26 protein-coding genes and 2 tRNA genes are annotated in these 26,141 nt (G+C 67.7%); 18 read left to right on the top strand and 10 right to left on the bottom strand.

The annotated features are described in order from the left end of the window. The first annotated feature begins 66 nt into the window (after positions 1-66). From aspS to BW981_RS05210, 5 genes are read left to right on the top strand one after another with little or no spacing between them, the layout of a single operon-like run. A complete protein-coding gene (aspS, locus tag BW981_RS05230; RefSeq protein WP_076437726.1) occupies positions 67-1,845 on the top strand; it encodes an aspartate--tRNA ligase in 1,779 nt (592 codons plus the stop codon). Between the two features lie 8 nt (positions 1,846-1,853). Next, positions 1,854-2,222, top strand: coding sequence for a hypothetical protein (locus BW981_RS05225; protein ID WP_076436990.1), 369 nt, complete (start codon positions 1,854-1,856; stop codon positions 2,220-2,222). A gap of 17 nt (positions 2,223-2,239) precedes the next feature. Next, positions 2,240-2,542: a hypothetical protein gene (locus tag BW981_RS05220; protein ID WP_076436988.1), complete on the top strand. Its 303-nt coding sequence runs from the start codon at positions 2,240-2,242 to the stop codon at positions 2,540-2,542. A 41-nt stretch (positions 2,543-2,583) separates the two neighbouring features. Beyond that, positions 2,584-3,477 carry a glycosyltransferase family 2 protein gene (locus BW981_RS05215; RefSeq protein WP_076436986.1) on the top strand — a complete coding sequence of 298 codons (894 nt, stop codon included), beginning with the start codon at positions 2,584-2,586 and terminating at the stop codon, positions 3,475-3,477. Then, a complete protein-coding gene (locus tag BW981_RS05210) occupies positions 3,477-4,526 on the top strand; it encodes an acyltransferase family protein (RefSeq protein WP_244560254.1) in 1,050 nt (349 codons plus the stop codon). Before BW981_RS05215 ends, BW981_RS05210 begins: the two co-directional genes overlap by 1 nt. Here BW981_RS05210 and BW981_RS05205 read toward each other — a convergent pair. Both BW981_RS05205 and BW981_RS05200 read right to left on the bottom strand, forming a co-directional pair. Beyond that, positions 4,498-5,211, bottom strand: a complete 714-nt coding sequence (locus tag BW981_RS05205; RefSeq protein ID WP_083712188.1) for a CatB-related O-acetyltransferase — start codon at positions 5,209-5,211, stop codon at positions 4,498-4,500. The genes BW981_RS05210 and BW981_RS05205 overlap by 29 nt on opposite strands. Further along, complete coding sequence (locus BW981_RS05200; RefSeq protein ID WP_076436983.1) at positions 5,201-7,060, bottom strand: hypothetical protein; 1,860 nt, start codon at positions 7,058-7,060, stop codon at positions 5,201-5,203. The genes BW981_RS05205 and BW981_RS05200 overlap by 11 nt, the downstream gene beginning before the upstream one ends. Before the next feature lie 204 nt (positions 7,061-7,264). Between BW981_RS05200 and BW981_RS05195 the strand changes: the two genes are divergently transcribed. The 8 genes from BW981_RS05195 to BW981_RS05160 all read left to right on the top strand — a co-directional run bounded on the left by BW981_RS05195 (position 7,265) and on the right by BW981_RS05160 (position 12,002). Next, entirely contained in the window at positions 7,265-7,744 is a 480-nt protein-coding gene (locus BW981_RS05195) for a DUF192 domain-containing protein (RefSeq protein ID WP_076436981.1), read from the top strand. An 89-nt stretch (positions 7,745-7,833) separates the two neighbouring features. Then, positions 7,834-8,295, top strand: a complete 462-nt coding sequence (locus BW981_RS05190; protein ID WP_076436970.1) for a YqhA family protein — start codon at positions 7,834-7,836, stop codon at positions 8,293-8,295. A gap of 122 nt (positions 8,296-8,417) precedes the next feature. Next, positions 8,418-8,494 (top strand) — tRNA-Pro (locus BW981_RS05185). A gap of 44 nt (positions 8,495-8,538) precedes the next feature. Further along, on the top strand, positions 8,539-8,844 hold the full coding sequence (locus tag BW981_RS05180) for an ETC complex I subunit (RefSeq protein WP_076436968.1): 306 nt from the start codon (positions 8,539-8,541) through the stop codon (positions 8,842-8,844). A 34-nt stretch (positions 8,845-8,878) separates the two neighbouring features. Further along, positions 8,879-8,955 (top strand) — tRNA-Arg (locus BW981_RS05175). Positions 8,956-9,087: 132 nt separating this feature from the next. Continuing rightward, a complete protein-coding gene (locus tag BW981_RS05170; RefSeq protein ID WP_244560231.1) occupies positions 9,088-10,782 on the top strand; it encodes an ArnT family glycosyltransferase in 1,695 nt (564 codons plus the stop codon). Between the two features lie 114 nt (positions 10,783-10,896). After that, positions 10,897-11,658 carry a glycosyltransferase family 2 protein gene (locus tag BW981_RS05165; protein ID WP_076436964.1) on the top strand — a complete coding sequence of 254 codons (762 nt, stop codon included), beginning with the start codon at positions 10,897-10,899 and terminating at the stop codon, positions 11,656-11,658. Further along, positions 11,658-12,002: a lipid-A-disaccharide synthase N-terminal domain-containing protein gene (locus tag BW981_RS05160; RefSeq protein ID WP_139333637.1), complete on the top strand. Its 345-nt coding sequence runs from the start codon at positions 11,658-11,660 to the stop codon at positions 12,000-12,002. The genes BW981_RS05165 and BW981_RS05160 overlap by 1 nt, the downstream gene beginning before the upstream one ends. A 117-nt stretch (positions 12,003-12,119) precedes the next feature. Here BW981_RS05160 and BW981_RS05155 read toward each other — a convergent pair whose 3' ends face one another. The 5 genes from BW981_RS05155 to fliL form a co-directional block, all read right to left on the bottom strand. After that, positions 12,120-15,539 carry a hypothetical protein gene (locus BW981_RS05155; protein ID WP_139333636.1) on the bottom strand — a complete coding sequence of 1,140 codons (3,420 nt, stop codon included), beginning with the start codon at positions 15,537-15,539 and terminating at the stop codon, positions 12,120-12,122. A 124-nt stretch (positions 15,540-15,663) separates the two neighbouring features. Further along, positions 15,664-16,482: a MotE family protein gene (locus tag BW981_RS05150; protein WP_076436960.1), complete on the bottom strand. Its 819-nt coding sequence runs from the start codon at positions 16,480-16,482 to the stop codon at positions 15,664-15,666. Then, positions 16,479-16,946, bottom strand: a complete 468-nt coding sequence (locus tag BW981_RS05145) for a DUF6468 domain-containing protein (RefSeq protein ID WP_076436958.1) — start codon at positions 16,944-16,946, stop codon at positions 16,479-16,481. Before BW981_RS05145 ends, BW981_RS05150 begins: the two co-directional genes overlap by 4 nt. A 10-nt stretch (positions 16,947-16,956) precedes the next feature. Next, positions 16,957-18,027, bottom strand: coding sequence for a flagellar motor switch protein FliM (fliM, locus tag BW981_RS05140; protein ID WP_244560253.1), 1,071 nt, complete (start codon positions 18,025-18,027; stop codon positions 16,957-16,959). A gap of 59 nt (positions 18,028-18,086) precedes the next feature. Next, positions 18,087-18,599, bottom strand: coding sequence for a flagellar basal body-associated protein FliL (gene fliL / locus BW981_RS05135; protein WP_076436954.1), 513 nt, complete (start codon positions 18,597-18,599; stop codon positions 18,087-18,089). A 278-nt stretch (positions 18,600-18,877) separates the two neighbouring features. Between fliL and flgF the strand changes: the two genes are divergently transcribed. The 5 genes from flgF to BW981_RS05110 all read left to right on the top strand — a co-directional run bounded on the left by flgF (position 18,878) and on the right by BW981_RS05110 (position 24,043). Next, positions 18,878-19,621, top strand: coding sequence for a flagellar basal-body rod protein FlgF (gene flgF / locus BW981_RS05130; protein WP_076436952.1), 744 nt, complete (start codon positions 18,878-18,880; stop codon positions 19,619-19,621). A gap of 20 nt (positions 19,622-19,641) precedes the next feature. After that, positions 19,642-20,433 carry a flagellar basal-body rod protein FlgG gene (gene flgG / locus BW981_RS05125; protein WP_076436950.1) on the top strand — a complete coding sequence of 264 codons (792 nt, stop codon included), beginning with the start codon at positions 19,642-19,644 and terminating at the stop codon, positions 20,431-20,433. Positions 20,434-20,447: 14 nt separating this feature from the next. Next, complete coding sequence (gene flgA / locus BW981_RS05120; protein ID WP_076436948.1) at positions 20,448-21,515, top strand: flagellar basal body P-ring formation chaperone FlgA; 1,068 nt, start codon at positions 20,448-20,450, stop codon at positions 21,513-21,515. Between the two features lie 8 nt (positions 21,516-21,523). Further along, positions 21,524-22,300: a flagellar basal body L-ring protein FlgH gene (gene flgH, locus BW981_RS05115; RefSeq protein WP_076436946.1), complete on the top strand. Its 777-nt coding sequence runs from the start codon at positions 21,524-21,526 to the stop codon at positions 22,298-22,300. Between the two features lie 381 nt (positions 22,301-22,681). After that, positions 22,682-24,043, top strand: coding sequence for a chloride channel protein (locus BW981_RS05110; protein WP_076436944.1), 1,362 nt, complete (start codon positions 22,682-22,684; stop codon positions 24,041-24,043). 39 nt (positions 24,044-24,082) lie between these two features. Here the strand turns inward: BW981_RS05110 and BW981_RS05105 are convergent, their stop codons facing one another. From BW981_RS05105 to BW981_RS05095, 3 genes are all read right to left on the bottom strand, one after another. Next, positions 24,083-24,517 (bottom strand): GFA family protein, encoded by a 435-nt coding sequence (locus BW981_RS05105; RefSeq protein ID WP_076436942.1) that lies wholly within the window; start codon positions 24,515-24,517, stop codon positions 24,083-24,085. Positions 24,518-24,545: 28 nt separating this feature from the next. Then, entirely contained in the window at positions 24,546-24,968 is a 423-nt protein-coding gene (gene dksA / locus BW981_RS05100) for an RNA polymerase-binding protein DksA (RefSeq protein WP_076436940.1), read from the bottom strand. Positions 24,969-25,138: 170 nt separating this feature from the next. Next, positions 25,139-26,137: a hypothetical protein gene (locus tag BW981_RS05095; RefSeq protein ID WP_083712187.1), complete on the bottom strand. Its 999-nt coding sequence runs from the start codon at positions 26,135-26,137 to the stop codon at positions 25,139-25,141. Between the last annotated feature and the right edge of the window lie 4 nt (positions 26,138-26,141).

Below are 26,141 nucleotides of genomic sequence, written 5' to 3'. Positions count from 1 at the left end.
ACGCGACAAGCATCGGCCCGCTGCGAGCGGGCCATTCGCGCCTTCAAAGAGACCGATCCCGTGACCCTGCATCGCTACCGTTCCCACACCTGCGGCGCGCTCCGCGAGAGCGACATCGGCTCGCAGGTCCGGCTCTCCGGCTGGTGCCACCGCATCCGCGACCATGGCGGCGTGCTGTTCATCGACCTGCGCGACCATTACGGCATGACGCAGGTCGTGATCGATCCTGACTCTCCGGCCTTTGCCGATGCCGAGACGCTGCGCTCGGAATGGGTCGTGCGCGTCGACGGCAAGGTCAAGGCGCGACTCGAAGGCACCGAGAACGCCAACCTGCCGACCGGCGCGGTCGAGGTCTTCGCGACCGGCATCGAGGTTCTCGGCCCGTCGGCCGAGTTGCCTCTGCCCGTCTTCGGCGATCTCGAATATCCCGAGGACACGCGGCTGAAATACCGCTTCCTCGACCTGCGCCGCGAGAAGCTGCACAACAACATCATGCTCCGGGCGAAGGTCATCGATTCGATGCGCCGGCGCATGAAGGAGTCCGGCTTCTCCGAGTTCCAGACGCCGATCCTGACCGCGTCCTCGCCGGAAGGCGCGCGCGACTTCCTGGTGCCGAGCCGCCTGCATCCCGGCAAGTTCTACGCGCTGCCGCAGGCGCCGCAGCAATACAAGCAGCTCCTGATGATGGCGGGCTTCGACCGCTACTTTCAGATCGCGCCCTGCTTCCGCGACGAGGACCCCCGCGCCGACCGGCTGCCGGGCGAGTTCTATCAGCTCGACGTCGAGATGAGCTTCGTTGAGCAGGAGGACGTCTTCGCGACGATGGAGCCGGTCATCGGCGGCATCTTCGAGGAATTCGGCAACGGCAAGTCCGTCACCAAGAACTGGCCGCGCATCCCTTACGCCGAAGCGATGGCGAAATACGGCTCCGACAAGCCGGACCTGCGCAACCCGCTGATCATGCAGGATGTCTCCGAGCCCTTCCGCGGCTCGGGCTTCAAGGTCTTCGCGCGCATTCTCGAAGGCGAGAAGAACCGCGTCTGGGCGATTCCCGCCCCGAAGGGCGGTAGCCGCGCGTTCTGTGACCGGATGAACTCCTGGGCGCAGGGCGAGGGGCAGCCGGGCCTCGGCTATCTCATGGTCAAGGAAGATGGCGAGGGGCAGGGGCCGATCGCCAACAATATCGGTCCGGAGCGCGTCGCCGCGATCATCGCGCAGATGGGGCTGAAGGGCGGCGATGCCTGCTTCTTCGTCGCGGGCGATCCGGACAAGTTCGTGAAGTTCGCCGGCGCGGCCCGCAACAAGGTCGGCCAGGAGCTCGGCCTGATCGACGAGAATGCCTATGCCTTCGCCTGGATCGTCGATTTCCCGATGTTCGAGTACAACGAGGACGAGAAGAAGGTCGATTTCTCGCATAATCCCTTCTCGATGCCGCAGGGCGGGCTGGAGGCGCTGACGACGCAGGACCCGCTCTCGCTCAAGGCCTTCCAGTACGACATCGCCTGCAACGGCTACGAACTCGCCTCGGGCGGCATCCGCAACCATCGCCCCGAGGCCATGGTGAAGGCCTTCGAGATCGCCGGCTATGGCGAGGAGACCGTGATCGAGCGCTTTGGCGGCATGTATCGCGCCTTCCAGTACGGCGCGCCGCCGCATGGCGGCATGGCCGCGGGCGTCGACCGCATCATCATGTTGCTGGCCGGCGCCACCAACCTGCGCGAGGTCGCGCTGTTCCCGATGAACCAGCAGGCCGTCGACCTTCTGATGGGCGCGCCGGCCGAGGCCTCGCCGAAGCAGCTGCGCGAGGCGCATCTGCGTATCAACGCGCCCGAAAAGAACGGCTGAGCAGGGTCATGACGGCTTGGACGATCCGGCGGGCGCTGCCGCTCGCCTGCCTGATGGCACTGCCGCTCGGCGCCTGCGTCTCTGCCGGCGCTGACAGCGCCGGGCGCGCCTCCACCCTGGCGACGACGGTTTCGCGGGCCCATGCCTGCAAGGCGGGCGCGCCTCAGCGCACCACGCTCGACCGTTTCCTGGCTGCCGAGCAGGCGCGCGGCGCCAGCCCGGAGCAGCTTGCCGCGGCGCGTTCGACCTATGTCACTGTTTCCGAAGCCGAGATGGTCAACCAGAGCGTCAAGCCGCAGGCCTGCACGCCAGAGGAGCGGGAGGTCCTGAAGCGCCGGATGGCCGAGATCCGCGCCGGGACCTTCGATCCGCGCTGATCCGTTCCGCTGGCATCATGGCCCGAAAGCTCATCCCCGCCGCGGCCATGGCGCCCGGGCTCGCCGGATGCGCCATGCCGATGGCCGGGCCGATTCCAGGGACGGTCGACGATGCCGCCGCCACCGTCTCGCGCGCCTATGATTGCCGGCTCCGTGTGGATCGCGGCCGCGTGCTGGCCAGGTTCGACAGGCAACAGCGGCCGAGCTTCATCGCTGCCAGCGCGAGCCACGCCGTGAAGTCCTACAAGGCGCCGCATGCTTGCGGTGCGGCGGAGCGGGAGCGTGTGGCCGGCGAGCTGACGGCGCTCGCCCGGCGCTGAATTTTCTTGATTCTGCTCGGCGTCGTGGCCAGAAGGCGCCGATGCCTGCCGCCCTCGTCACAGCCATCGTCGTTTCATACGACAGCGCCGAAGTCCTGCCCGCCTGCCTCGATGCGCTGGCAGGTGAGGGCGTCCCGGCGATCGTCGTCGACAATGCGAGCAGCGACGACAGCCGGGCGATCGCGGAAGCGCGGGGCGCCCGTGTCATCGCCAATCTCCGCAACGAGGGCTATGGCCGCGGCAACAATATCGGCATGGCCGCGGCGCAGACGCCCTTCGTCCTGATCGTCAATCCGGATCTGGAGGTCAGGCCGGGCGCCGTATCGGCGCTGCTGGCGGCGGCGGAACGCTATCCGGATGCCGGGATGCTGGCGCCCCGCATCGTCGAGCCCTCGGGCCGGGTCTTCCTGCAGCCGCGCTCGCTGCTCTCTCCGCCCCATCTCAACCGGGCTGGCGCGATGGCGATTCCGGAGGGGGACGCCTGCCTGCCGTTTCTGTCCGGCGCCTGCCTGCTGGTGAGGCGGGAGGTTTTCCTGGCGCTCGGCGGGTTCGATCCCGCGATCTTCCTGTTCTATGAGGATGACGATCTATGCCGGCGCCTGCGCGATGCCGGGCATGCGCTGGTCCATGTGCATGAGGCGGAAGCCGGCCATGGGCGCGGGCGCTCCTCGGCCCCGTCTCCGCTGCGGCGCTTCCGGGCGCGCTGGCATCTGGCCTGGTCGGAGCGCTATGTGGCGCGCAAATACGGGTTGCCGGCGCCGGGCAGGCTCCCGATCTGGCGGAACATGGCGAAGGCCTTCGGCTACGGGCTGCTGTTCAAGCGCGAGCCGATGTTCGCCCATCTCGGATCGGCCGCCGGAGCGCAGGCCTGGATGCGCGGGGAGACGGCGCTGGCGCAGGAAGGGCTCGAAGACGGGCCGGCGGTGGCCCCGTGATCCGTTCCGCACCGACGGTCGAGCAGGCGCTCAGCAGCCCGCATAACAATTTCGGCTGGCTGAGGCTGGCGATGGCGCTCGCCGTCGTCGTCTCGCACGCCTATTCGGTGACCGATGGGCGGGTGGAGCAGGAGCCCTGGTTCCAGACCACCGGCTTCACGCTCGGCGAGCATGCCGTGAACGGCTTCTTCGCCATCTCCGGCTTCCTCGTCACCATGAGCTTCCTGCGGCGCGGCTGGCGCGACTATCTCGTCGCGCGGCTGCTCAGGATCGCGCCGGGCCTGATCGCGGCGACGCTCGTGGTGGCGCTCGTGCTAGGCGTGGCCATGACGACGCTCGATTGGCGTGCCTATCTCGCCGATCCGCGCCTGTGGCGCTTCATCTGGGGCACGCTGACGAGCTTCAAGAGTGCCGCTGCGCTGCCGGGCGTGTTCGGGAGCAACCCGTTCCAGTTCCCGATGGGGACGGTCTGGACGCTGAAATACGAGACGCTGTGCTATCTCGGTGTGCTTGTCGCGGGGCTGGCCGGGCTGCTGCTGCGACCTCGGCTGGCATTGGCCGCGGTAATGGCGCTGGTGCTGGCTGTCGTGGCCCGAGAGGCCCTTGCGCCGCACGGGGCGAAGAGCGTCGAGACGGCGCTGCGGCTGCCGCTGATCTTCGCGGCCGGCGGCCTGATCTATCTTTATCGCGAGAAGGTACCGCTCTCGCTGCCGCTCCTGGCGGTCGCGCTGGTGCTGCTCGTGCCGCTCTCGTTCACGCCGCTGTACAAGGCGGCGCTTTATCTGGTGACGGCCTGGGGCGTGCTGGTGCTTTCCCTGGCGCCGTCGCTGACCGGGCGGCTCGCGGAGCCCACCGCAGACCTCTCCTACGGCGTCTATCTCTATGGCTGGCCGATCCAGCAGGCCCTGCACGCCTTGATGCCGGCGATGCCGGCAACGGCTCTGCTGGTTCCGTCTCTGCTGCTCTCGCTGGTCGTGGCGGGGCTGTCCTGGTTCCTCGTCGAGAAACCGGCGCTGGGCCTCAAGCGCCGGCTGCTCGGAGCGCGCTGACCGCAGTGACGAACTCCGCGATGCGGTCGCTGAGCAGCAGCGGCAGCAGCGCCTCGATCCGGTCCTTCGGCAGTTCCCACCAGCGGGTTTCCAGCAGCGAGGCGACGGTCGCCTCGTCGAAGCGCAGGCGCACGACCCGGCCCGGGTTGCCGGCGACAATGGCGTAGGGCGGCACGTCCTTCGTCACCACCGCGCGCGCCGCCACGACGGCGCCATGGCCGATCGTGACGCCGGACATCACCATGCATTGCGAGCCGAGCCAGACGTCGTGCCCGATCACGACATCGCCGCGGGTGGCGTCGAAGCCCGTGATGCCCGCCGCCTTCGGCCAGAGCCTCGGCAGGGCAGGGAAGGGGTAGCTCGTCACCCAGTCGAGCCGGTGATTGCCGCCCAGCAGGATCTCGACGCCGTCTGCGATCGAGCCGTAGCGGCCGATGACGAGGCGGGCACCGCTCTCGGAAAAGCGCACCTTCGGCCTGCCATAGGTAAAGGGACCGATGGCGAACTGTCCCGGCCGCCGGGCGAGGAGATGCGCCAGATGCAGCCGGGTCTGGTTGTCGCGGTTCAGATATTTGCGCAGCAGGCCACGCGCGGCGGACGGGAGGCCCGCCCACCACGCCTGAAGCGCGCTCGGACGCCAGTCGCGGTCCTCCGCCGCGACAGCGGCTTCCGGCTCACTGCGCATCGGCCTTGATGTCGATCTTGTCGAAAATCTCGGCGGGTTGCGTGATGGTCAGCACGTCCGCGAGTCCGAGGCCGGAGACCGACCGGGCGCTCGCCTGCACCGTCAGGGTGCCGGGCTTGGCGACGAAGCGGGAGACGGCGCTCGCAAGCGTCTTGGCGCCCTCCGACGGTCCCAGGATCGCGGCCAGGCCCATGCTTGCCATCATCGCATATTGCTGGCGCACCTCCTCGACCTTGCGCTTGGACTTGCGGGCCTCGTTCTCGATCAGCTTCTCGATCAGGCCGAAGTTCTGCAGCTTGATCTCGATCGCGCGTGCGGTGGCGCCCAGAGCCGCAACCTGCGCGAGGGCGACATCGCTGGCGAAGAGGTCCTTGGTGACATTGCCGAGGGTGGCGTTGGCGTCGATCCGCGCGAGATTGGCGGCGCCGAAGGACAGCGGCTTGATGCCGAGTTCGTTCTTCACCGAATCCCAGGCCAAATCGAGCTTGGCCGAGAGGTCGAGCGAGGTGATGCCCATGGCGATGAGATCCTTCAGCGCCGGGTTCGCCTCCGTGGGGACGATCGGTGCGACCAGCTTGTCGATGGTCAGGCCCATGCTGGTGGGCACGCCGTTCAACTGCTCGCCGCCACGCAGCTCGAAGGTTCCGAGCGCCACCTTGATCGGCGCCTCGGAGGGCCTGGCGGCCGGCGCGTCGATCGCGATGCCGGAGAACCGCACCGTGCCGATCTTCGGGACGAAGCGGCGGAAATCGAGATGCTCGATGTCGGCGTTGGGCTCGGCGAGGACCGCGCGCAACTCGCGGAAGGAATTGGCGAAGGAGAAGCCGGAATAGCTGATGAGGTCGAAGCGGCCTTTGACCGGACCGCTGGCGAACTGCATGCCTTCCATCGCGAAGCCGGATTTCTCGGGCGCGTCCTCACCGAAGGCGATGCGCGCGATCTTCAGGTCGATCGGATCGTCGGGCCGGGCCTTGTCGGCCGCGCCGGCGGGCTTGCCCGGTTTCGGCGGGGGGATCAGGCGCATGGTGATGTCGCGGACCTCGCCGCTGCCGTATTCGATGGAATCGAGCAAAGCGAGCCCGGACAGGGCCAGGCGCTTATGCGCCTCGTCATCGGCGGCCTTGGCAGCCTTGTCGTCCGGCTTGGCGCCGGAGGTCCTGTCGACCTCGGCGGAGGCCTTCCCGATCCGGTCGATCACCTCCAGCATCGGCTCGGTGCCGACCTTGGCGGCAAAGCCACGGCCGTTCATCCGGCCGATCGACATGGTGCCGCCCTTGCCCAGGTCGAGGTCGTAGCCCTCCTGCTCGAACTTGCCGATCAGCGGCAGATAGGGCTCGTCGGTGCCGGGAGCGGACTTCTCCGTCAGCACGCGCGCGGTCTGCTTGAGATCGAGCGCCTCGAAGGCGGTGCGCTTCAGCGTGCCCTTCATCGGGCCGGTCGGGCCGCCTTGCGCCGTGACGCTGCCACTGGCGGATTCGCCATGGGCGATCTTGCCGTCGCGGATGTCGGTCAGGCGGATGTCGCGATAGGTCGTGCTCTGCTTCTGCTCGCCGACGCTCTGCTCCATCGTCAGCTCGGGGGCGCTGATCTCGGCCGCCGTGAGCTTGGCGGCACGCATCGAGGCCGGCTCGTTGGCAGCCGAGGAGAACAGCGCCAGGAAGGCGTCCTTCTCGAGATTCGAGCCCTTCACCGCCAGTTTCGGGATGCGCAGGGTCATCTTGCCGAGATCGATGCGGACGTCGTCGATCTGGAAGTCGGCGGCGCGAGCGGGCCCCGCCGTCCAGGCCAGGAGGGCGACGAGGGCGGTGCCGGCGAGGGAAGCCGATCGGCGCGAGCGCGCAGCGGTCATGAAGATCTCCTGTACGTGGCCGCGGGAAACTGCCGCAACAGAGCGGTGAAAGAAAGCCATCTCGTGACGTGCCTCGTCATTCGCTCGGATGATCGTGACCGTGATCTTGACGGGCGAGGGCGAAAGACCCCTTCTGCCGAAGATTCGCCATCTGCGACGGCTAGCAGGCCGACGGGCGACGAAGCGCCCCGGAGACCACCAGCGATGACCGCCATTCGCGCCGCTCTCACCGCCCTTGCCCTCACTCTGTTCGCGGCGGTGCCCGGCGGCGCGGGCGCGCAGGCCCAGCCTGCGGCGCAGGAGGCGGCCCTGGAGTCGCTGGTCATCGTCAGCGGCGCCAAGCGCAACGCCTTCCAGGTCGAGGTGATGCGCAACCCCGAGCAGCGCGCCAAGGGGCTGATGTTCCGCCGCTACATGCCGCCGGACCGGGGCATGCTGTTCGATTTCGGCGCCAGCGAGCCGGTCGCGATGTGGATGCAGAACACCTATATCCCGCTCGACATGCTGTTCATCCGCAAGGACGGCACGATCGCGCGGATCGCCGAGAACACCGAACCGCTGTCGACGCGGACGATCCCCTCGGGCGAGCCGGTGCTCTCCGTGCTGGAGATCAATGGCGGCGTCGCCAGGCAGCTCGGCATCAAGCCGGGCGATATGGTCGAGCATTCGCTGTTCAAGCGCTGAGCGTCGCCTGCCGGAGCAGGCGCCCCCCCTGCGTTGGCGAAGGCCGCTCCTGCCTCTATCATCAGCGAATCGGTGAGCGAGGACTTCGGGTGCGCGCGATCAATCTTGTGCTTCGGGGCCTTATTGCCGCGGCGTCCCTCGGCATGCTGGCCTGCGCGCTGATCCTGCTCTCCAAGGCCGGCGGCAATATCCTGGGCTCCATGCAGGCGTCCTTCGCGCATGACAGCGGGCGCTCGATCTCGCTCATCATGAAGGCGATCGACGAGTGCCTGTTCGGCATCATCCTGATCCTGATGGGGGCGAAGGTCGCGGCCTCCTTCGTTCTGCCGGAAGAAGCGGCCAAGACGTTTCCGCGATGGATGCAGCCGAGCAGCATCGCCGATCTCAAGACCACGTTCTGCCAGGCTGTCCTCGTCTACCTGATCGTCGACTTCGCCACCGACATGGCGGTGCTCGACGTGAAGTCCGACGTTGCCTACCTCGTTTTGCCGGCCTGCGTCCTGCTCATCGCTCTCGCGCTGAAGCTGATGCCGCACTCGGCTGCCCACTGAGGGCTGCGACCTCCGGTCAGCCGGGGCATGGGCCGGCAGCGGCCCGGACGCGGTCCCGGCCGGCTTTCGCTTGCGGGGCAAGGGGCTGGCATGATAGCCAACCGCAGCGTTTCGGATGTCGTCGGGGTATAGCGCAGCCCGGTAGCGCATCTGCTTTGGGAGCAGAGGGTCCCAGGTTCGAATCCTGGTGCCCCGACCATCCGAAGCGCCTGTAACACTTCTGGTGACGGCCGAGCGCATTCCATGACCGCACGCATCTATCGCCCCGCCCGCACCGCCATGCAGTCCGGCACGGCCAAGACCGAGCGCTGGCTGCTGGAATACGAGCCGGAGAAGGCCCGCGAGATCGAGCCGCTGATGGGCTGGACATCCTCCTCCGACATGAAGAGCCAGCTCAAGCTCTGGTTCGACACGCAGGAGGAGGCGGTCGCCTACGCCACGCGCAACGGCATTCCCTATCGCGTCGAGCAGCCGCACGATCCCAAGCGCCGCTCGATCTCCTATTCGGACAATTTCAAGTTCTCGCGCGTCGGCCAGTGGACGCATTGACGCCGGCAGGCGAGGGCTGAGCATTCAAGTTTCCGGGCCCGTAGCTCAGCTGGATAGAGCAACGGACTTCTAATCCGTAGGTCGCTGGTTCGAACCCAGCCGGGCTCGCCATTACGCTTTCGCCTTTCGCGGCTTTTCGGCTTCCGGCGCCATCTTCGTGCCGGAAAGGCATCTCATCGGGTCTGCCCTCCGGCCAAGCCGCTTCCGACTCTCGTGCGGCATGCCAGCCCGCAAGGATGGATGATGTTCTCGCTCTCTCCCGCGATCGACCGCTTCAGCGCCTTCCTGACGGCGAGCCATGCGCGGGCCTGCGCCTTCCTGCTTCTGCTCTCGCTCGCGGCGTTTCTGCCGGGGCTGACCACGCTGCAGCCGGTCGATCGGGACGAGCCGCGTTTTGCGCAGGCCACCAAGCAGATGCTGGAGACCGGCGACTACGTCGATATCCGTTTCCAGGGAGAGGCGCGGCACAAGAAGCCGGTCGGCATCTACTGGCTGCAGGCGGGGGCGGTGAAGGCGGGCGAGGCGCTGGGCGTGCCGCAGGCGCGCACCCAGATCTGGCTCTATCGCATTCCCTCGCTCCTGGGCGCGATTGCGACCGTCCTGCTGAGCTATTGGGCGCTTCTGGCCTTCCTGGCGCGGCGCTATGCGTTGCTCGGGGCGGCGCTGATGGCGGGCGCCGTGCTGCTCGGCGTCGAGGCACGCATCGCCAAGACCGATGCCGTGCTCGCCGCCTGCGCCGTTGCCAGCATGGGCGCGCTCGCGCGGGTCTGGCTGGACTGGACGCGCTCGCTCGCCTTCGTGCCCGGCCGGCGCAACTGGCTGGTGTTCTGGGGCGCGACGGCGCTCGGCCTGCTGATCAAAGGCCCGATCGTGCCGATGGTCTGGGGTCTCGCCATCCTCGTCCTCAGCCTGCGCGAACGCTCGTTCCGCTGGCTGAAGCCGCTGCGCTTCGGACCCGGGATTCTGCTTTGCCTCATCGTCGTGCTGCCCTGGTTCGCCGCGATCATGATCAAGACGGGCGGGCATTTCTTCGCCGAAAGCGTCGGGCAGGACATGCTCGGCAAGGTGGCCGAAGGGCAGGAGAAGCATTGGGGGCCGCCGGGGCTCTACCTGCTGTTCTTCTTCGCGACCTACTGGCCCGCGGCGGCCTTCGCGGCGATGGCGATCCCCTTCGCCTGGATGCGACGCAAGGAGCCGCAGGTGGCGTTCCTGCTCGCCTGGATCGTGCCGTCCTGGCTGGTCTTCGAGGCGGTGCCGACCAAGCTGCCGCACTATGTTCTGCCGCTCTACCCGGCGATCACGGCGCTGCTGCTGCTGGCGCTGATCAATGGCGGCATCGACCGCTGGCGGCGCGGCGCGGTCGCGACCGCCTGCCTGGTCGTGATTGTTCCACTCGCCCTCATGATTGTGCTGATCGGCGGCAACTGGCGGCTCGATCACGCCGTCCCGTGGCTGGCGCTGCCGGTCTTCGCGCTGATGCTGATCGCCGGTCTCTCGGTCGTCGCGGCCTTCCGGCGGCTCGACCTGGAGGGCGCGCTCTGGCGCTGCGTCATCGCGAGCCTGCTCTTGACCTTTGCGGTTTATCCCTTCGCGATCGAGAGCCTGCGCTCGCTGAAGATATCGCCGCGCCTGGCGGACGCTGCCCGCTCGGTGGGCTGTGCCGATCCGGCGGTGATGACGCTCGGCTATCGCGAACCCAGCCTCGTCTTCCTCACCGGCACCGATCTCGCCATGGCGCCGACCGGGGCGGAGGCCGCGAATTTCCTCAACCAGCCCGGCTGCCGCATCGCCTTCGTGGAAGCGCGTTTCGGCGACGAGTTCCAGAAGGCGCTTGCCGCGCTGCCCGCCAAGCCGCGGCTGGTGACGACGATCAACGGCTTCAACATCAACGGCGGAAAGCTGCTCTCGATCGCGGTCTACGCCAAGACGCCGGGATAAGACGCCCGAAGGGCGCGATCACCATTGCGAGCGGCTTCCTGCCGAAAACCGCGTTCTCCTTTGCGGCCCGATGCTTTAGAGGAATGCCCGAACCGTTTGCCGGATGACGTTGCCTTGACCGAAACTCCCTCCGCCCAACCGCTCTTGAGCGTCGTCGTGCCGGTGCGCAACGAGCAGGGCAACATTGCGCCGCTGATCGGCGATATCGAGCGGGCCTGTACCGGCATCGGCCCATTCGAGGTCGTCTACGTCAATGACGGCTCCAGCGACGGCACGGCTGCCGCGCTCGCCGAACTCGCCGCGACGAAGCCCTGGCTGCGCATCGTCACCCATGCGCAGTCCTGCGGGCAGAGCGCGGCGGTGCGCAGCGGCGTCCGCCATGCGCGCGCGGCCATCGTCGCGACGCTGGATGGCGACGGGCAGAACGATCCGGCCTTCCTGCCGCAGATGGTCGAGGCGCTGCAGCGCGGCGGGCTCGAGGCGGGGCTGGTGCAGGGCCAGCGCGTCGGGCGCAAGGACACCGGCTTCAAGCGCTGGCAGTCGAAGGTGGCGAATGCGGTTCGGGTCAAGGTGCTGCGGGACGAGACTCGCGACACCGGCTGCGGACTCAAGTGCTTCCGGCGCGAGGCCTATCTGGCGCTGCCCTATTTCGACGCGCTGCACCGCTTCATGCCGGCGCTGATGGCGCGGGAGGGATACAAGGTCCTGCATGTCGACGTGCGCGACCGGCCAAGGCTCACCGGCGTCTCGAATTACGGCTTCTTCGACCGGCTCTGGGTCGGAATCCTCGATCTGGCCGGTGTGTGGTGGCTGATCCGGCGGCGCAAGCGCGTGCCGCAGATCGTGCATTCGGAAAGCCTGCTGGAGACCCCGTGATGCTGATCGATCTCCAGCACCGCATCGGCGATTATTTCCACGACGTCTTCGTCAACAACCTCGACTGGTGGGTGCTGCTCGGCGTCGTCGCGCAGGGACTCTTCACCATGCGCTTCGTCGTGCAATGGTGGGCCAGCGAAAAGGCCAAGCGCTCCGTCGTGCCGATGACCTTCTGGTGGTTCTCGATCGGCGGCGGCGCCCTTCTGCTGATGTATGCGCTCTACCGGCGCGACCCGGTCTTCATCCTGGGGCAGGGCTTCGGCGTCTTCGTCTATGTCCGCAACCTGCAATTCGTGCTGCGGGCGAAGGCGCGTGGCGAGGACAGCAATTCCGCGCCTGGCTAGGGCCGGCGTCGCGCTCCGGCTCGACCGGAGCCTCTCGCGGCAAGGTCGCTTCGTTCGCCTCCTTCTGCGTTTCCCGGGTGCCCGCTTCGCTCCACCCGCGGATGCCGAGAACTGCCTTCAGCTCTTCTGCGGCGTCGCCGGGTCGGCAGGCTGCCCTTCGGCGGCAGCTCCCTCCGCGGCGGGCTTGGGGGGCTGCGGCGCCCGCACCGGCGGGGCGTAGCCCGGATAGCGCTCGCGATAGGCTTTCAGAAACTCCGAGATGGCGTCGGCATTCGCGGCAGCGCGTGCCATTTCGCGGATGTCGGACGGGCGGCCGCGGCTGGCGCCAGCGACGAAGGCGAAGGTGCGCGCATCGACGCTCTGCGCCATTTTCTGCGCGTATTTGCTGCGCAGCCGGTCGAGCGACAGACCCTCGCCCGCCATCACATAGGACACGGCCGCGCGCATCACGTCGGCACGCTGGCCATCGCTGAGGGGCGTGCTGCCGCGCCAGCTCTCGTCGAGGATGCGCTCATAGGCTTCGCCCGCCTCCCGCCAGCGCCTGCCGGTCCAGAAGATGTCGGCACGCAGGCGGTCAACCTCGCCGCCCTGTTCGCCCTCCAGCATCTCCAGCGCCTGGTCGCTGCGGGAGAGGTCGGAGAGGCCCTTGGCCTCCAGCAGAAGGCGGGCGCGCTTCACATCGGCCGGCAGCTCGACGAGCCGGGTCGAGGCGAGCGCGCGCACCGCGTCGGCCGGCTTGCCGTTCATCAGGTCGATCATCGCCAGCCGGGCGGCGACCGTCGAGCGGGCTGCCCCGGTCAGGCGCTTGTCCATCTGGTACTTCAGGATTTCGGCCGCCTGGTCGAGCAGGTCGAGCTCCACCAGCCGGTCCGCGAGGAGGCGGGTGATCTCGTCGCCGCGCCGCCCAACCGGCAGGAATTCCTTGAAATCGTACGAAAGCGCGAGAGCCTCGATCCGGGGCAGCTTGTCGCCGCCGCCTTGGCTGAAGAGCTCGGCAAAGCGCTGGGCGGTCTCGTCGTGCATTCGCCGCGTCAGCGGATCGTCGGAGAAGGTCTCGTTGGCGCGGCGCGCCACCAGGAACGCGTCGCGCCAGCGACCCTGGCTAATATAGAGGCGGTTCAGCTGCGCCAGCGACTCCATCTCGATAGGCCCGCCCCGCCAGGTCACGGCGACGGTTTCAAGCCGGGCGATGGCCTCGTCGATCTTCAGATCACTGCGCTTTTCCACGTCGGCCAGCTTGACGGCGCGCAACTGGGCCTCCGCGGCGACGGGACGGCTCCCGGCGTCAAAGAGCGGACGGTAACCCTCCATGGCGACGTCGGCCCGTCCGCCGGCGTCGTTCAGCATCGCCTGGAGCAAGGCGAGCCGTTCGGGATCGACCTCCTCACTGGGCATGTCGGCGAGACGCTGGATCTGTTTTTCCGCGACGCCCATGTCCTGCGTCGCGAGCGCGGCGCGCGCCATCGCCTCGCGGAGCTTCGCCTGCAACTCCGGAGGGTAGCGGTCGAGATGGGCTTCGCCGCGGCGGAAGTCCACAAGCGCCTGCGTGTTGCGGCCGAGGCGCTGCTCGACGAGCCCCCGCCATAGTCCAGCCTCCGCGTCCGCCTTCAGCGCTGGCGCTTCGAAGGCGGCGAGCGCCTCCTTATCGCGATGCATCTGTGCCGCAGCGAGACCCTTCAGGAAGAGTGCCTCGCGGTTGACGCGCATGGAGGGATCGTCTGCAAGAAGGGCGCTCAGCGGCCCCAGCGCCTCGGCGGCGAGGCCGTTGGCCAGATGCAAGCGGGCGAGGGCGAGGCGCGTCGCCGATTTGCGGGCCCGCGAAGCGCCCGCAGCCTCGCGAGCCAGTTCGCGGCCGTGATCGCGGACAGAGCCCTGCTGCAGCCTGGTCCACCGCTCGCCATCCAGCAGCGGCGAAGGCATTGCCTCGGTGGCCTTGTCCTGCTTGTCGTCGGCCGTCGCGACATCCAGCGAAACATTGAGGCCACCATTCCGGCCGATCATAATTTGTTCGGTGCCGGCGCGAGCGACGATGTCGTCGGCACGGGGCTGGATCGCCACGCCCTGCGCGGTCGGGATCAACTCGAACTCGACGAAGCGGTAGGATTTCGGCGTCGAACGCGTCGGCCCCAGCGCCGTCGCGATCGCGAGCGGCAGCCCGGCGGGGCCCGATTCGAGCCAGTGCACCCCGGTGAGGCCGGGCAGGGGCACGACGAGGCTGGTCTGGCCGCGATCATCGACGCCGCGTTGCGGCTCGACGGGCAAGGCTGGCCGGCCCGCATCCTCGCCCAGGTCGAGCGACCAGGCGTTGCCCTCGGCGAAGAAGCGCGTCAGCGGCTGGCCGTTGAGCCGCAGCCGCACCAGCGTGACCTTGCCCTCTCGCGAGACGGTGCTCTCCGCGATCAGCGCGGGGAGCTGTCCCGCGATGCTGGACGGGTCGATCGTGTCCCGCGTATCGAAAGCGAGCACCATCGTCCCGGCATCAAGGAAGGCGGCTGCGCCGGTCGGGCGTGGAAAGCGGAACTCGATGCGCTTGTCGGCGGCGGCGATCTGCACCTTTCCGGGCGGCGGCTCCGGAGCGGCCGGCTGGGCGACCGGGGCCGCGGGTCTGGCCTCGGCGGCCTGCGCCTCCTGCACGGCCGGACCGGCCGATCCAGGCTTGGCCTCTCCCGTCGTCGGAGCCGGCTTGGCGCTTTCGGGCGTTGCGGGCTGCTGCGGCTTCTCGAGATCGGTCAAGCTCCCGATTGGCGGCTTGGCCGGTTTCAGCAGATCGACGACCAGTCCGGTTTCGTCGCTGAAGTCGCGCACCTGCCAATCGGCGGGCACTGAGAAGTTCAGCTTGAGGCCGTCCTTGGTGGGTTCGGCCGCCATCAGCCCGAAGCCCTTGGGGAGGCCCGCGCGCAAGGCTGCCGCATCGGCCGTCATGGGCTTGTCGAAGGTCAGCGTCAGCGTCGTTCCGTCGCGCGCGCTCTTCAGCGCCGTGCCGGCGGGGGTGTTGAAGATCAGCCGCTCAAGTGTCGGCAGGCTGGCGCTGGTGAGGGTCAGGACCGGTGGCGGCGCTTGTGGGCGGACGCTCTGGCGCGCCCGGACCTCCGCCAGGCGCAGCCGCTCTGTCAGCTCGGCGATGGCCTCGGGCGGCGGGCCGGGCAGCACGCCTTTCCAGCTTTCGGGCAGCAGGTCGATGAATGCCTTGTCGCCGGCCTCGATCAGATTGGCTTTATAGATCTGGGTCAGCGCCAAGCGCATGCCGCGGCCGTCCGGATCGACACGGGCGACGGAGATATAGTTCGGCAGCTCGCGTGCGATCTTTGCGGCATCGATCTGGACGGGCGTGCCGAAGGCGACGATGAGCACGCCGTTCGCGACGCTGATGCGTGTCTGCGTCGGCTCGTCGAAGGCCAGGGACAGGCGCCCGAAGCCGGCGGCCATCGGCTCGCCCCGCAGCTTCGCCGTGGCGGCCTGCGCAGGCGCGTCGAGACCGGCGGCGAGCGCAAGCGCTGCCAGCCCGATACCGAAAGCGAGAGAACGCGATAGACGCAAAACCGGAAACCCGACCCAACGCAACGGAGCGCCCAGCCACGCGACCGCGTGGAGGAACCCGCGGCTACGCTAAGCCGTCAAGCATAACAGCAGCTTAATGTGTGGCCGTCGTTGCGCCGTGTGGCTAGCGTTGCGGCGCGATCGCCGGCAACTCGTTGCTCGGCAGGGCATTCTGCGCCGAGGCGCGCTCCAGCGCAGGCGTGCGCCCGCTGGTGGCGAGTGCGACGGTCAACTTCTCGGCCTTGTCGGGCGCCATGGCGGCGAGAACCTCGGACATCTTGCGCGGGTTCATCTGCTGCACGACAGGCACCAGAACATCGAGGCCCAGCCGGTCGAAGACACGGGCCGCGTCCTTGGGCTTCATCGCCTCATACATGATGACGAGGTTCTTGATCGCCTTGGCTTCGTCGGCGGCCCCCTTGGTGCCGGGCGCGACCTTCTCTTCCATCGTCTTGAGGTCTCCGAGGCGGCCGTCGAGCTTCTTCTCGGCCGTGCCGAGCAGGCGCTCGCGCATCTCCAGCTCGCGCATGCGGCTGTCCAGCTCCTCGCGGCGTTCGCCGAGGCGTTCGAGCAACGCCCTCTCGGCGGGCGAGACCGGCTCCCTTGTCCCGTTGATCAGGCCAGCCTTGTTGTTGGGGTCCGCGGCGCGGGCCGCTTCCGCCTTGGCGTCGGCTGCTGCCTTCTCTTTTTCCTTCTCGGGATCAGGCGCCGGGACCGAGCCGGTCGTCTCGGGGTCGAGATGGTCCGCCGCATGGACCCGGGCCGTGGTCTTCGCCATGGCCCAGACCTCCTTGCCCTTGCCCGAGCCGCTCTCCGCGAGAATGGTCCTGCTGGCCGGCACTGTGCCGGGATAGGGCTCTGCCGTCCATGCAAGCAGCTTCAGCGCCAGGAGACCCATGGCGCCGAGAATGACTGCAGGCAGGAGACGCGGCCTCTCGATCACGCAGCCTTGCCCTCCATCTGCGCTTCGAGGCGGCGGGCGGCGCGGGCGCGGATTGCGGCGGCGGACTGGGCCGCGCTTTCGAGGCGCGAAACCGGCGCAGGCTGCGGCACCGCCGGTGCGGCTGTCTCGGTCTTGGCGACAAGGCTGGCCGCGCTGACGATCTGCCCGATGCGGTCCATCACCGCCTGACCGGCCTCGACCTGGGCGGCGAGGTCTGCCGCGTAGCGCTCCGCCGTGCGCAGGCGCTCGTCGAGCGTGCGGTCGCAATCGTTCAACGTGTTCTTCAGGCCGGCGATGGCGCGCTCGGCATTGTCGGTCGCGGTGATCAACGCTCCCACCGTCTGGCGCATGCCCGCCTCGTCCGCCTTCAGTCGCTCGATTCGCTTCGCCAGGATGTAGCAGGTGACGATCGTGGCCACGAGGAGGCTGGCCACCAAAGCATCGGCGATGAGATTGAGAGTCATGCTGTCCTGCTCAGTTAGAAGCGCCGAGGTGGCTGGCAAGGCTGTCGAAGGCGGCGAGAGTGGTCTTGGAGCGGCGCAGCGGCTGGACCACCTGCACCGCGATCTTGCCATCGACCCGGCCGATGCGGCCTTCGGTGACGATGAAGTCGCCGCAACGCAAGGAGACCGTCGCGTCAGGCCGTGCGTCGAACATCAGCGTGTCGCCGATCTCGAGCTTCATGACCCGCTTTAGCGGCATCTGGGTCTCGTGCAGCACGCAAGTGACGTCTACGTCGGCTTGCCAGACTTCCGTGGCGAGATGGTTCTCCCAGATCGGATCGCGCCCGAGCTTCTCACCCATGAAGCTTTCGAGCAGCAATTCGCGGATCGGCTCGATGGTGGCATAGGGCAGGATCAGATGCAGCGAGCCGCCGCGGCCTTCCATGTCGAACTTGAGCTCGACCCGGATGGCGGCGTTGGCTGGGCGCGAGATCGAGACGAAGCGCGGATTCGATTCGACCCGGTCGATCGTGAAGCTCACCGGCGAGAGCGGGCGGAACGCCGCCTGGGCGTCGCCGAGCACGAGCTCGATCACGCGGCGGACCATCCTGATCTCGATGGAGGTGAAGGGGCGCCCGTCGATACGCGGGGCGGGCTGTCCGCGCTTGCCGCCGAACATCGTGTCGAGAACCGAGTAGATCAGCGTCGACTCGATGGTGATGAGGCCGAAATTGTCCCATTCCTCGGCCCTGAAGACCGAGAGCATCGCGGGCTGCGAAATCGAGTTGATGTAGTCGCCGAAGCGTACCGACCGGATGCTCTCCAGCGTGACCTCGACGTTGTCGGTGAAGAAGTTGCGAAGGCTGGTCGAGAGCAGACGCACCAGACGCTCGAAGATGATCTCGAGCATCGGCAGCCGCTCATAGGCGACCGACCCCGAATCGACGATGGCCTGGATGCCATTGCGGGAGGCTGAATCCTCGCCGCTGGAGAAACCGAGCATCGTGTCGATTTCGTCCTGCGACATCAGGCGGTCGATGCCGCCTTCCTGTTCGCCGTCCTCGTCGACGATGTCGGGCACCGTGGCCCATTCGGCGGCCATGCCTTCGGGCGTCAGCGGATCGTCCCCGCCCGGCCTGTTGGGATTGTCGCGATCGGAACTCATTGAACCAGCAGTTCCTTGAAGAGCACGGCATCAACCTTGGCGGGGTAGACCGTCACGTTGACGCGGCGAAGCAGTTCTTCCTTCAGCCGGTACATGCCGGCGGAGCCTTCGAGATCGGAGGGCCTCAACTCGCGCATGAAGACCTGGAACGCATCCTCGACGCGGGGCAGCAGCGGTTTCACCTCTTCGGCGACTTTCGGGTCGCCGATCTCGAGCGAAACCTTGATCTTCATCACGGGCTGCCGCTCCTGCTGGCCGCCATTGGTCATGCCGATCATCATGTCCTTCATGTCGAGGAAGGTGACGGGCTTCTTGGCCTTGGCGGCTTCGGCGGCCTGATCCTGAGCGGGAGGCTTCTTCAGCAGGAAGAACCAGGCGGCACCGCCGCCGCCGCCGGCGAGCAGCAGAACCGCGGCGCCGATGATGATGAGCTTCTTCTTGCCGCCCTTACCACCCTTGGGCGCCTCTTCGGCCGCGCCTTCCTCTTCCGTCTTGGCAGTCTTCGCCATCTGTTGCCTCGGCCGTGCGCACGGCGTTCTGCCGTGCTGTCGACCTTCGCCAATCACAGTTAACGCGCCGTTAAGGGCGGCAGTTTTTGCCGGGTCGTTCTTGCCGGAGGAGCGGGTGGTGCCGGGCAGTCCGGTCCTCGATACGGGCAGCTGTGATCAATGATTTCAGAGGCTTGTATGATTTAACCATGTTGGCATGCAGGTTGCGGAGAGAAGGCCGTGGCGACTGCGCTGGGGAGCGTCGAGGTCGCCGCGGGACAAGATCGGGAGTTTTCGCCGTGGAGAACGCGCTTCTCGTCGGCCTTTCGCGACAGGTCGCCCTGTCGCGAGAGCTTGAAGTCATCGCCAACAACATGGCGAATGTGGGCACGAACGGCTTCAAGGCGCGCAGCGCGCGCTTCAACGAATTCGTCATGCCCAAGGCGAAGGCCGAAGCCTTCAAGCCGGCCGACCGGGCCCTTTCCTATGTCATCGACAAGGGGACGCCGCTCGATCTCTCGCAGGGCACGATCGAGTTCACCGGCAACCCGCTCGACGTCGCGCTGAAGGACGACAATTTCCTCGTCGTCCAGACCCCTGCCGGCGAACGCTACACCCGCGCCGGCTCGCTGACGGTCAATCGCCAGGGCCAGCTCGTGACCCAGCTCGGCCAGCCGGTGATGGGCCAGGGCGGCCCGATCAATTTCGGACCGAGCGAATACGATCTTCGCATCGCCGCCGACGGAACCGTCACCAGCGACCAGGGGACCCGCGGCCGCCTGCGCCAGGTGCGCTTCGCCGATCCGACCACGCTCGTCAGCGAGGGCAACAACCTCGTGTCCTCCACCGCCGCGCCGCAGCCGCCCCTGCCGGGCTCCAAGTTCGAGACCGGCGCGCTGGAGCGCTCGAACGTGAAGGCGGTGAGCGAACTGACCCGCCTTATGGAGGTGCAGCGTGCCTATCAGGACGTCGCCAGCATGATCACCCGCAACGACGACCTGCGCAGCAAGGCGATCTCCCGCCTGGCTGACCAGCAAGCCTGACCCGAGAAGGAGCCAACGCCATGCGCGCCATGCAGACTGCGGCCACCGGGATGGCCGCCCAGGAGATGAACGTCCAGGTCATCTCCAACAACATCGCGAACGTCCGCACCACCGGCTTCAAGCGGCAGACGATCAATTTCCAGGACCTGCTCTATCAGAATTTCCGCAGGGCCGGCTCCGCCACTTCGGACCAGAACACGCAGGCGCCCGCAGGGACGTTCGTCGGTTCGGGCGTGAAGGTTGCCTCGACCGGCCGGGTCATGACGCAGGGCAACATCTCGCCGACCGAGAAGCCCTACGATCTCGCCATCCGCGGCGAGGGCCTGTTCAAGGTCCGCATGCCGGACGGGCGGACGACCTATTCGCGTGACGGTTCCTTCGACCTCGACTCCCAGGGCCAGATCGTCACGCGCGACGGCTATGTCGTCGAGCCCGGCATCACGGTTCCGAACAACGCGACGTCGGTAAGCATCAATGCGCAGGGCACGGTCGAGGCGATGATCCCCGGCCAGACCGCCCCGCAATCGCTGGGCCAGATCCAGCTCACGCGCTTTGTCAACAAATCGGGTCTCGAATCGATCGGCGACAACCTCTTCATCGAGACGGCGGCCTCGGGCCAGCCGATCGACGGCTTCGGCGGCGGCGAGGGCTTCGGCACGCTCCAGCAGAACTATCTCGAAGAGGGCAACGTCCAGGCGGTGACGGAGCTCACCGCGCTGATCGCGGCGCAGCGCGCCTATGAGATGAACTCCAAGGTCGTCTCGGCAGCCGATAGCATGATGTCGGCGACCACCCAGATGTTCCGCGGTTAAGGAGGGCAGGGCCGATGCTTCGCTTCACCCTCGCCGCCACGCTCGCCTCCGCCGCGCTGCTGGCCGCGGCTCCGGCCCTTGCCCAGCAGGCACGGGGCAAGCATGCCCCGGTCGCAATCGCTGCGGCGGTGCCACAGCAGGTTCAGCCGGCGCTGCCGCCGCAGGCGCCAAAGCTGCAACTGCGCCCCGAGATCTATCTCTCGCGCGACCTCGTCACCTTCGGCGACCTGATTGCCGGGCTTGGCGGCGAGACGGCGCAGATCGCCGCCTTTCGCGGACCCGCGCTCGGCGACACCGGCACGATCCAGGTGGCGCGGATCGTCGAGGCGGCGCGCGGTGCCGGCATCATCCGCGATGCGGCGGAGCTGGAGAGCCAGGGCTTCGCGCAGGTCGTCGTGACACGCGCGGCCCGTCGCGTCACTGCCGCCGACATGGAGGCCGCCGTCAGGCAGGGCCTCAAGGAACGTTTCGGGGTGGATGCGCAGATGTTCGCGCTCGCTGTCGATGGCGGGGCCCCCTCCATCGCGATCGAGCCGGAGCTGACGGGCGATCTTTCCGTCATCGACCTCTCCTATGATGCGCGGGCCCGCCGCATCCAGGCGCGGCTCGCCGTGCCCGGCAGCGCCGCGATGCGGCTGAAGCCGCTGCGCATCTCCGGCCAGATGGTCGAGACCATCGAGGTGGTCGTCCCGAGGCATGCGATCGCCCGCGGCGAGACGCTGACCGCGAGCGACGTCATCGTCGAGCGCCGCCCGCGCGACGGACAGGCTGCGGAACTGATCGCCGATTCCCGTGCCGCGATCGACAAGGTGGCGCGCCGCGCGCTGATGGCCGGCGTGCCGCTGCGCAGCGGCGACGTACAGCGCGAGGAGATCGTCGCCAAGGGCGAACTCGTCACCATCGTCTACGAGTCGCCGGGGATCCTCATCACCATGCGCGGCCGGGTCAACGAATCCGGCGCGATGGGCGACGTCGTCTCCGTCACCAACCCCCAATCCAAGCGCGTTCTCCAGGGCACGATCACCGGCCCCGGCCGCGTCTCCATCAAGCCGGCCATCGGCCGCATCGCCAGCGCTCAGTGAGTTCCGACATGCGTCTTTCCGTGAAATCCGCCCCGACCAACCGCCGTATCGCAAGGCTCTCCGGCCTGCTGCTGCTGACCGCCTCGCTCGGCGCCTGCGGCGTCGGCGACCGGCTCGCCAATGTCGGCCAGGCGCCGAACCTCTCAGCGATCGAGGATCCGACTGCGGCAAAGGGCTACAAGCCCGTCCAGATGCCGATGCCGGCCATGGAGCACGCCTCCTATGCGCCGAATTCGCTTTGGCGGACCGGCTCGCGCGCCTTCTTCAAGGACCAGCGGGCCCGCAATGTCGGCGACCTCGTCACCGTCAAGGTCAAGGTGACCGACAAGGCCCAGCTCAACAACTCGACCCAGCGTTCGCGGAAGAACGCGGAGAAGGCGGGTGCGCCCAACTTCCTCGGCTTCGAGAACAAGGTCGACAAATACCTGCCGGACGGAGCCTCCGCCTCGTCTCTGCTGAAGCTGGACTCCGACGCGTCCAGCGCGGGCACAGGGTCGATCAACCGCTCGGAGACCCTGACGACCAATGTTGCCGCCGTGGTCACGCAGAACCTACCCAACGGCAATCTCGTGATCGAGGGCAAGCAGGAGATCCGCGTCAACTTCGAGGTGCGCGAGCTCATCGTGGCCGGCGTAATCCGGCCGGAGGACATCGACAGCGACAACACCATCGACTCGTCCAAGATCGCTCAGGCCCGCATCGCCTATGGCGGCCGCGGCCAGATCACGGACGTCCAGCAGCCGCGCTACGGCCAGCAGGTGATGGATATCCTGCTGCCTTTCTGACGCTTCCTCCTGGCCCCGCGCAACACGCCGTCATCCCTGGGCAAGACCGGGATGACGGCCTCCCCAGAGACGGTCAGCCGCTCTCTTCAGGACTTTACCACCCAATCCGGCCGGCGCGGACGCTCCCCCTCGTCCCCGCGCCGAACCGGTCGGCGGTCTCTCCCGAGCCGCCGAACCCCCCGCCGCCCGCCACGCTCCCCAAGCTTTCAAGGCAGGCGGCCATGAGCCCCGCGTTCTCCCGACGCGGGGCTCTCTCGTCTTCACAGCTTTCGGCCGAGCAACGGTGCGAGGGCCGATCTGCTTTCCCGGCGGGCATCTTTCGCTCGACAGCCGCATGAGCTTCTCCTTAAACCCGTGCCGGTTCGGCCAGGAGTTCCGCGGGTGCCCCAGTCAGGTACAAGGCGTTTGCTCCGGCGTTCTCGAGCGCTGGTCGTGCGAGGACGCTACTGGCGGCAGCGCCTCGTCTTCTGGGTCGGCGCCCTTGCCATCGGCCTCGTCAGCGCCGGCTTCGCCAAGCTGGCGGACGAGGCGCAACGCGTGTTCGCGATCATCGGCGAAGCACAGGGCCCCCTGCGCTTCACGCCGTTGCTGGTGACGCCGCTCGGCTTCGTTCTGTGCGCGTTCGTTGCGGGCCGCTATGTTCAGGGTTCGCAAGGCAGTGGCATCCCGCAGGCCATCGCCGCCCGGCATCTGCGCGAGGATGAGGAGCGCTCACGGTTCCTCTCGCTGCGGATCGCCGCTGGAAAGATCGTCATGACGGTCGTGGGCCTCCTGTGCGGCGCGTCCATCGGACGCGAGGGGCCGACCGTGCAGGTCGGCGCCTCGATCATGCTCCAGGCGGCCCGCTGGGGCGGTATGGTCCAGGCTCGCGGGTTGATCCTCGCGGGGTCCGCGGCCGGCATCGCGGCGGCATTCAATACACCGCTGGCCGGCATCGTCTTCGCCATCGAGGAGATGAGCCGGACCTATCAGGCCCGCGCCAACGGGATCGTGCTCTCGGCCGTCATCATCGCCGGGCTGGCATCACTCGCCGTCGTCGGGAACTACACCTATTTCGGCTTCACCAGCGCGACGGCCGAGCTGCGGCGCGATTGGCTGCTGATCCTGGCCTGCGGCATCGTTGGCGGTGCGGCCGGCGCCTTCTTCAGCAGCGGCATGATCGCCCTGACGAGGCGCATCCGGCGGCTGAAGGCTGGGACGCCGCTTGGCCGCTCGCTGGCGATCGCTCTCGTTGCCGGACTGGTCGTTGCGGTTCTCGGCGTCGCGAGCGACGGCATGACCTTCGGGACGGGATATGCGCAGGCTCGCAGCGCGATCGAAGGCACGCCTTTGCCGCCTTCCTTCTTCATCACCAAGTTCCTGGCGAGCCTGGCCTCCTCCATCTCCGGAATTCCGGGCGGGTTGTTCGCGCCTTCGCTCTCGGTCGGCGCAGGGCTCGGCAGCACGCTCGGGCAGCTTCTCGGCTCGCCGATCGGGCTGGCGGCGGTCCTCGGGATGGCCGGGTATTTCTCCGGCGTCGTCCAGGCGCCGATGACCGCCTTCGTCATCATCCTGGAGATGACGGGCAACCACGATAATGTCACGGCCCTGATGGCGGCTTCCGTGCTTGGATATGGGACCGCGCGGCTGATCTCGCGAGAACCGCTTTACCACGCGCTGTCGCGCCTGTTCATCGCCGATGTATTGCGGATCCGGCGCCAGCAGCCGACGGCCGGCAGCGCCGCCGCTCCGGGGGGCGCCTAAGGCGCAGCCAGGCCGGATCTTGTCGCGTGCCGTTCCCTGTCAGCTGCGGCTTGTCGGCTCGTAGCGCAAGACACCCGCCAGCCCACCCTTCGCTCCGTCCGGACGGTCGCTCGGGTGGTTGATGCCGTCACTGACGGGGACTTCGCGGAAATCGAAGGGGCTGACTCCCTCGATGCAGGCGACGTTCACACCGAACTGGCGCGGATTCGAGCGGCGCTGGTGGTGGGTGTAGATGCCGCAGGCGGCGCAGAAATAGTGCTTCGCCGTGCCGGTGTTGAACCGGTACTCGGTCAGCGCATCCCCGCCTTCGAGAATGCGGATGCCGTCGCTGTCGGCCGAGACGACGACGGCGCCGCGCATGCGGCAGAAGGAGCAGTCGCAGCGGCGGGCCGTGTTCAGGCCGTCGACCAGCACCGCCTCGAAACGGACGCGCCGGCAATGGCAGGCCGCCTGGACCGTGATCCGCTCCACCATCGCTGCCTCCTCCGCCGTCCGGTTTCGCTCAATCGTCGCGGAAGACGCGCTCGTTGCGCTCATGGCGCTCCTGGGCTTCCAGAGAGAGCGTCGCGATGGGTCGGGCCTCGAGGCGCTTCAGCGAGATCGGCTCGCCGGTCTCCTCGCAATAGCCATAGGAGTTGTCATCGATCCGGGCGATGGCCGCCTCGATCTTGGCGATGAGCTTGCGCTGGCGGTCGCGTGCCCGCAGCTCGATGGCGCGGTCGGTCTCGGAGGAGGCGCGGTCGGCGATGTCGGGATGATTCTCGCTCTCCTTCTGCAGGGTCACGAGGGTCTCCTTCGCCTCCTTCAGGATGTCCTCCCTCCAGGCGAGGAGCTTGTTGCGGAAGTACTCCCGCTGACGCTCGTTCATGAACGGCTCGTCATCGGCCGGTTTGTAGTCCGCATCGAGAATGATCTGCTTCGACATGGCGCGCTCTCTTGCGTTGTCCGCCCACGCGCCCTTCGGCCTTGCCGAAGGGGGTGAGCCGATTTGGCGCCCTTATAGCGATCCGTCTCAACAGGAACAATCGGTTCCGGCGAGGCTTCGACAGGGTTGTGCCGCGGCGTGCGGAAAGCCTTCGCAGCCGGCAGGCCGTCTCAGCGCACAGTGCCGATCGCGGCCGCGATATCGGCCTCGATCAGCTTCGCCACCGGCTGGCGATAATGCGTATGGTCGAAGAACAGATCCGGATCGTGCAGTTCCGGCCTGTCCTTCTTCCAGTCGACGAGGACGGTATGCGGACGGCGGGTGGCGAGACCTTCGAAGGCCGACCTGCAGGCGGCGTCCGCCTTCGCATTGGCTGTTCCGGGCTTTGGAAGACCGGTCGCGTAGACCGGCGTGCGCAGAAGCAGGAGGACCGTTTCCGCCGGGGCGCGCTTCATCAGCGATTCGAGCGCCAACGCAGCCGGAAACGGGCCTTCGAGATTGCCGCCGCCGGTCTCGGCGTGCTGTTGCAATTTCGCAAGGAGGGCGGGATCGCGCCCATAGCCCTGGTCGCGATAGCCTTGTTCGTAGTTCCAGTAGCCGTCCGGACGGCCGCGCGCCGGGTTTTCTGACAGAATGTAGCCGACGCGCCGCAGCATCTCTTCGAGCAGGTCGTAGCGCATCAGCCCCACCAGATATTCGGCTGTGCTCCGGCTGAACAGCCAGAAGGGGAAGGGCTTATCGTTGGGCAGGGCCGGATCGACGGTACACCACCCCCAGTCGATGCCCACGACCATGACCTTCGGCGCCTGCCGGCGGTGCCGCAGGAACCAGTCCATGATGGTGAGGACCTCCTTCGGCCTGGTCGCGGGCGCGATCAGCGAGACGAAGCGCAGGCCCGTCGCGGCGTCCAGCCGCTCGGGCGAGAGGAGCTGGACGTGGGAGTTGCCGAAGATTGCCGAATCGAAGGCCGGGTCGCGGCCGCGGCTGGCGGCGGCCGTCCGCGGGCCCTGTGGCCGCACACCCTCCTTGAGGGCGAGCGGGGAGCGCCCCGTGTCGTAGGGATCGAGCAGGTACGCCGCCGCCAGGAAGGCGGCGCAGACGAAGAGCGCCGCCGCCACCATCGTCAAGGTGAAACGGGTCCAGCGCCGTGTGTCGGAAAACCGCGCCATCGCC

It is taken from the genome of Allobosea sp. TND4EK4, from assembly GCF_900156025.1.
Classification (GTDB): domain Bacteria; phylum Pseudomonadota; class Alphaproteobacteria; order Rhizobiales; family Beijerinckiaceae; genus Allobosea.
The sequence above is the reverse complement of the archived record's forward strand: the minus strand, read 5'-3'. Positions and strand labels throughout refer to the sequence as shown.

Bases quoted from the DNA above. Each gene is read 5' to 3' on its own strand.
- BW981_RS05225 (WP_076436990.1), top strand. From the start codon at position 1,854: ATGACGGCTTGGACGATCCGGCGGGCGCTGCCGCTCGCCTGCCTGATG.
- BW981_RS05220 (WP_076436988.1), top strand. From the start codon at position 2,240: ATGGCCCGAAAGCTCATCCCCGCCGCGGCCATGGCGCCCGGGCTCGCC.
- BW981_RS05215 (WP_076436986.1), top strand. From the start codon at position 2,584: ATGCCTGCCGCCCTCGTCACAGCCATCGTCGTTTCATACGACAGCGCC.
- BW981_RS05205 (WP_083712188.1), bottom strand. From the start codon at position 5,211: ATGCGCAGTGAGCCGGAAGCCGCTGTCGCGGCGGAGGACCGCGACTGG.
- BW981_RS05200 (WP_076436983.1), bottom strand. From the start codon at position 7,060: ATGACCGCTGCGCGCTCGCGCCGATCGGCTTCCCTCGCCGGCACCGCC.
- BW981_RS05195 (WP_076436981.1), top strand. From the start codon at position 7,265: ATGACCGCCATTCGCGCCGCTCTCACCGCCCTTGCCCTCACTCTGTTC.
- BW981_RS05180 (WP_076436968.1), top strand. From the start codon at position 8,539: ATGACCGCACGCATCTATCGCCCCGCCCGCACCGCCATGCAGTCCGGC.
- BW981_RS05170 (WP_244560231.1), top strand. From the start codon at position 9,088: ATGTTCTCGCTCTCTCCCGCGATCGACCGCTTCAGCGCCTTCCTGACG.
- BW981_RS05160 (WP_139333637.1), top strand. From the start codon at position 11,658: ATGCTGATCGATCTCCAGCACCGCATCGGCGATTATTTCCACGACGTC.
- BW981_RS05145 (WP_076436958.1), bottom strand. From the start codon at position 16,946: ATGACTCTCAATCTCATCGCCGATGCTTTGGTGGCCAGCCTCCTCGTG.
- fliM (WP_244560253.1), bottom strand. From the start codon at position 18,027: ATGGCCGCCGAATGGGCCACGGTGCCCGACATCGTCGACGAGGACGGC.
- fliL (WP_076436954.1), bottom strand. From the start codon at position 18,599: ATGGCGAAGACTGCCAAGACGGAAGAGGAAGGCGCGGCCGAAGAGGCG.
- flgG (WP_076436950.1), top strand. From the start codon at position 19,642: ATGCGCGCCATGCAGACTGCGGCCACCGGGATGGCCGCCCAGGAGATG.
- flgA (WP_076436948.1), top strand. From the start codon at position 20,448: ATGCTTCGCTTCACCCTCGCCGCCACGCTCGCCTCCGCCGCGCTGCTG.
- flgH (WP_076436946.1), top strand. From the start codon at position 21,524: ATGCGTCTTTCCGTGAAATCCGCCCCGACCAACCGCCGTATCGCAAGG.
- BW981_RS05105 (WP_076436942.1), bottom strand. From the start codon at position 24,517: ATGGTGGAGCGGATCACGGTCCAGGCGGCCTGCCATTGCCGGCGCGTC.
- dksA (WP_076436940.1), bottom strand. From the start codon at position 24,968: ATGTCGAAGCAGATCATTCTCGATGCGGACTACAAACCGGCCGATGAC.
- BW981_RS05095 (WP_083712187.1), bottom strand. From the start codon at position 26,137: ATGGCGCGGTTTTCCGACACACGGCGCTGGACCCGTTTCACCTTGACG.